5 protein-coding genes and 1 pseudogene are annotated in these 5,004 nt (G+C 64.9%); 1 reads left to right on the top strand and 5 read right to left on the bottom strand.

The window, feature by feature from the left end:
* Positions 1–911 (bottom strand): branched-chain amino acid ABC transporter permease (locus tag U9977_RS06135; RefSeq protein WP_322748197.1); only part of this gene is annotated, 911 nt, incomplete at its 3' end.
* Between the two features lie 31 nt (positions 912–942).
* Between U9977_RS06135 and U9977_RS06140 the strand changes: the two genes are divergently transcribed.
* A complete protein-coding gene (locus U9977_RS06140) occupies positions 943–2,217 on the top strand; it encodes an ABC transporter substrate-binding protein (RefSeq protein WP_322748198.1) in 1,275 nt (424 codons plus the stop codon).
* 170 nt (positions 2,218–2,387) lie between these two features.
* Here the strand turns inward: U9977_RS06140 and U9977_RS06145 are convergent, their stop codons facing one another.
* The 4 genes and pseudogenes from U9977_RS06145 to U9977_RS06160 form a co-directional block, all read right to left on the bottom strand.
* The gene (locus U9977_RS06145; protein ID WP_322748199.1) at positions 2,388–2,777 is read right to left on the bottom strand and encodes a type II toxin-antitoxin system VapC family toxin; all 390 of its coding nucleotides are present in this window, start codon (positions 2,775–2,777) and stop codon (positions 2,388–2,390) included.
* Positions 2,774–3,067, bottom strand: a complete 294-nt coding sequence (locus U9977_RS06150) for a hypothetical protein (protein WP_322748200.1) — start codon at positions 3,065–3,067, stop codon at positions 2,774–2,776. Before U9977_RS06150 ends, U9977_RS06145 begins: the two co-directional genes overlap by 4 nt.
* A gap of 173 nt (positions 3,068–3,240) precedes the next feature.
* Positions 3,241–4,053 (bottom strand): hypothetical protein, encoded by an 813-nt coding sequence (locus tag U9977_RS06155; protein WP_322748201.1) that lies wholly within the window; start codon positions 4,051–4,053, stop codon positions 3,241–3,243.
* A gap of 555 nt (positions 4,054–4,608) precedes the next feature.
* A pseudogene (locus U9977_RS06160) lies at positions 4,609–5,004 on the bottom strand (hypothetical protein); the annotation flags it as partial.

Consider the following 5,004-nt stretch of genomic DNA (forward strand, 5'->3'; position numbering starts at 1 on the left):
TGGCCGCGGGTGAGCGCGATGGCGATGAGAAAGAGGAGTGGAAACAACGCCCGGAGCCCTGGTTGATCAAGCCAGGAGACTGCGCGTTGGATGGGCAGGAGGACCGACTGGACCATCCCGAGCAGCAACGCGCCGACGATGGTGGCACCGAACGACGACAATCCACCGAGAAGCGCGGCGGCGAGGGCGGGCACGATGAACAACGTGTATGTCGACGGGCTCAGGACACTGATCGGTGCCACCAGGATTCCCGCGAGCGCGCCGAGTACCGACGCCGCTACCCAGCTGGTCGCCGCGACGAGTTCCGGCCGGTAGCCGAACTGCGCCGCAGCCTCGTCCGACTCGGCGACGGCCCTGGTAGCGAGCCCCAGCAGGGTCCACCGGGAGACCGCCCACATCAGTACACCGACTGTGGCCACCAGCCCGGCGAGCAGTGGGCGGTCAACCGGCACGTTTTCCCCGAACAGCGAGAATGACGTCCGCGGCAGGATGGAGTCGATGAACCTGTTGGCGGAACCGAACTGCAGTACCGCCAGCGCCTGCAGGGCGATCATGAGACCGACCGAGGCGACGAGCGTCAGGACCGGCGGCGCGTGCCGCAGCGGCCGGAATATGAGAAAGTACACAGCAAGGCCACCGAGCGCAGCCATGACGAGCGACACCGTCAATGCCAGCGCAAAAGAAGGGTTATCGGTGAGATGAATCCGAGGAGGAAGGCCCACGACGGGGAGGACGAGATCTCCGGTGTCTCTGAGCTCGGCATACTGGTAGGTGACATACATCGCGAATGCGGCGTGCGCGACATTGACCACACCGGATGCCCGGTGTACCAGCACCAGCCCAAGGCCCAGCGCCGCGTAGACCGCACCGGCACCCAGCCCCAGGACCAGTGCCGCGACATACGTGGGCACAGGGCTCTCCAATCCACCATGACGGTCTGTTGTGGGCCAGAGCAGTGTAACTTCTGTAAATATGACGCTGTCCCGTCGTGCTGTCGCAGCCGCGGTCACGACTGCCGTAGTCCTGTCCGTCGTCCTTGCCGGGTGCACGAGCCAGCGCGGCGGTGGCCCCCGCGACCCTGGCCGGACGAGTGGAGGCTCTACGGGTAACCTGAGCGGGCCGCCGGTCAAGCTCGGCTTCGTCTCGATGGAGAACACCGCGCTCGGGTCGTTTCCCGAGACCCGAATAGCTGCGCAGAGCGCCGTCGCATACGCCAACCAGGCGCTCGGCGGAGTTCACGGCCATCCTATTGAGCTTGTCCCCTGTGTCACGAACGGTTCGCCCGAGTCGTCCCAGGATTGTGCCAACCGACTCATCGCAGAAAAACCGGTTGCCGTGGTCGGCGGGGTGGACCTCGGCACCGATGCCGCCATGGATCTCTACGAACACGCCGGAATTCCCTATGTCAGCGGCTCACCCCAGGTGGGCCGGGAGCTGAGTTCTCCCACCTCCTTCTCGTTGACCGGTGGTACTCTTACCGATCTGCTCGGCATCACCGAATACCTGACGGCAACCAGACACCTACAGAAGGTCCACGCCCTCTACGCCGACCTGCCCGGCCTGCTGACCGCGGCGATTCAGGGATCCGACAAGATCCTGCGCGCCAGGGGGGTATCGGATCCCAAGCTGACGAAAGAGAAGGTCGATACGGCCGATTTCGCGCCGGCCGTCAGCGCCGTCGCCGCCGGCGATCCCGACGCGATCATCGTCGTCTTCCCCGCCCAGTCCTGCGAACGGATAGCCCAGGTCGCAGGGACGCTCAAGATCAAAACGCCGATGTACTTCGTGGGCTCCTGCGCCTCCCCGGCCGTGGCACGGGCAGCCGGGCCAAACGCCGGGAACCTCTACTTCGCCTCGGGCTACCTTCCCGTCGGGACATCCGGTGGCGACCAGGATGCCGAGGCGTTCCGGGCGCGGGTGTCCGAGGCCCAGCGGTCGCCGTTGTCGCAGGCGTCCTTCTCAACCGTCCTGGTCGTGCGGTCGCTGCTCGCCGAGATGTCAGCGCCGACGTCCACCGACCTGGCAGCCGCGCTCAGGGCGACGCGGGACCGTTCGAACGTGATGGCGCATCCGTTCACCTGCGACGGCACCGCGATAACGACCTTTCCGGCGGTCTGCAACACGGCGGTACGCATCCTGCGGTGGTCCGGCAACGGCTTCGCCGATGTGAACGACACCTGGGTGGACGGGCGCGGACTCATGAAACTTCTCACCTAAGTGGTCGGCACGAGGGAACGCGGCGTCGCGCGCCTGTTGCCAGACGCCCGTTGGGAACGATGTGAATCTGGTGTTGTGGCAGGAGCATCAGATTCACATCGTCAAGAGCGCCCTCGCCTGCAGCCGTCCGCCAGTCATGATCGGGTGATGTGTCGACGGCGTGCCTGCCGTCAGGTCGGTGATGCGACGGGCAGGCCACGTGACCGGGCGGCTTGCACCAACCGCTTGTCGTAGGCCACGAACCAGGTGAGTACGGGTGCCAGTTCCTCGGCGGTGGCGAGGTGGATCGCGTCGAGGCTGCGCAACATCGCGTCGGGTAGCGTCGCGGCCGCGTCGAGGACCGCGTCTGTGATCGGCTTCTGATGGAGCACGGCGAACACCGCGCGCAGCACCGGCAGCGCCGCCGGCTCGGTGCGGATGAGCGCCCGGGTGGCTTCGGTCCGCGCCAGCGCGGACGCGGTCAGCGGCATCGGATTCGCCGCCAGCCACGCCCGTAACGCGTCGGTCTCGGACTCCTGTCGAACCAGCTTGACGATCGCCGAACTGTCCAGGTAGATCATATGCGGTCCGCACGCAGCTCGGACACGACCTCGGCAGTGTCGCCACCGTGGCTCGCAGCGGCCGGTCTGATCGCCAACAGTGCAGCGATTCCTCCCGGGTTGCTCGCCGGCGTCAGTTTGCCCGCACGAATGAGTTCGTCGACTGCCGGATCACCGGTGCTGGGCAGCGGGACGAGCATCGCGATCGGCCGGTCATGCTCTGTGATGAGCACGGTTTCCCCGGCCGCGGCTCGATGGATCACCTTCGAGGTCTGCCGGGTTACTTCCCGAATCCCCATCGTTATTGTCATGACAAAATGTTAGCACACCAGGTCTGCGCGGAGCGGACGACCCACCACCTACCAACGCACCAGCGAGTAGACGAACACAACCAACATGATCATCTAACGCTTTGGCGTTCGGACTGTCCGCCCCGCGAGGCGGACAGTCCAAGCCTGGCGCTGGGAGCTCCGCGCCAGGTCGTTCACTTGGCGGCAGGAACGCCGTATTTGTCGATTCCGGACCGCACCAGAGTCAGCGCGCTCGGGTTGGCGGCAAGATTTACCTGGTCCATGAAACTGAGTGCGAACAGGCCCATGGATGTCGCCTGACGAATATAATCGTCGGTGAAAAGGGCTTTCAGGTCGCTGGTCCAGGTGTTCTGGTTTCCGTTGTCGGGTTTGAAGTGCGAAACCATGACCGGGCCGTACTGGCCGAGTATGCGCGTCATGTCCAGGATATCCTGGCTATTCGAGTCCGATTGCATCGCCTGGAAGCTCTGGAAGTCGGACTGACGCATCACGTCCGCGAAATAGGGGAACATGGACCGGCCGCCACCGATGCTCGGGTCGTCGTAGCGGGCCTGCCAGCCTCCCCATCCCAGGGAGACCTTGGAATTCGGGGCCACGGAGTGCAGGATCGACATTGCCGCCAGATACTTGTCCTTAAGCGCGAGGTAGTAGTTGGTCACCTCGGGGCTGACCGCCCAGGCGTTGGTCTGACAGGCGTAGGTCTGGAATTCCGTGAAAAGCGTGACATAGAGCGGTGGACCACCGGCTGCACCCTTGAAAATCGTGGCGAGCTGGCGGACATCGTCGAGAAAAGCCCCGGACAGGGGGTAGTCACGACCACAGGCCGGCCCGTGGGAGGTCTGCGTGGTGCCGACATTTCCGGTTCCATCAAGCCACACCACGAGATGAATCGAACGGCCCGAGGCGTAGGTCTGCGGAATTCTGTTACTCGCCCAGTCCCGCATGAATCCGAGGTCGCCGGGTGAGTTGTACCAGGTCGTGAACATGCCGAGTCCGCCGGCGATCGGTGATGCCGCATCGCTGTCCAGGGCCGGGCCAAGCCCGAAAAGAAGCTTCCCGGCGCTGTTGGCGCTTCGTGGCGGTGCGACCGGGGCTGAAGTCGCCGACACGGGGGTTGGCTGCGTCGCCGATGCAAGCACTGGTCGCGCGGGCGGTGCCGTCGTCGACTGAGGTGCTACCGGCGGTTTAACCGTGGTCGTTGGACTGACCGCCGGTCGACCGACTCCACCGGCAGCCGACGCCATGGCAACCGGTGGTAGGGATGACCGCGCAGGAGCCGGCCCGGGCTCCCCCTGCTTGGACGATGTCGCAGTCAGAGGCTGACAAGCAGCCAGAGCGAGAGCGGTCAGGGCTACGCAGGAAAGAAGGACGATGGACGCGGGGCCGGTACGAGGAAACTTTGCTGCAGTCACAGTCAGGTCCCGTCTGATCGAGATCAGTAGCGACAGCTTACGGGGCTGCCACTGCGGGGCTTCAGGAGGATGCCCTGTCGACCGAATCGGCGCCAGACGGTAATCGGGTCTGTGAGAAAACAGCTGTCGTCATCCCGTGCGCTGAAAGATCTTGCTGTAGCCATCCGCGTACGTGACGTCGATCGTGTGGGACACCCGCAGAAGCACGGGCCCGCGTACATAGACGTACTCCGCCTTGGCGGGGTCCGACGCCTGTGACGTGAGGAACTGCTGTCGCCGCTGCGCCTCGGCGGGAGTTCGGAAGACCTCTACGCTGCCGCCCAACCAGACGCTTCCCGGGCTCGTGTCGGGGAGTCCGGCGCTGGGAATACGACTGTCGACAAACGCGGCCTTCGAGATGTAGCCGCCCGGCGTGCCCAACAGATGCTCACTGTCCGTTGCAACGGTATAGACGATCGTGGACGTCACCGGAAGCCCGGCATCCTTGAGCTGGCTGACCAACTCCGCCGCGCTCAGGTCACCCGG

It is taken from the genome of Protofrankia sp. Cas8, from assembly GCF_963555845.1.
Taxonomy (GTDB): Bacteria; Actinomycetota; Actinomycetes; order Frankiales; family Frankiaceae; genus Protofrankia.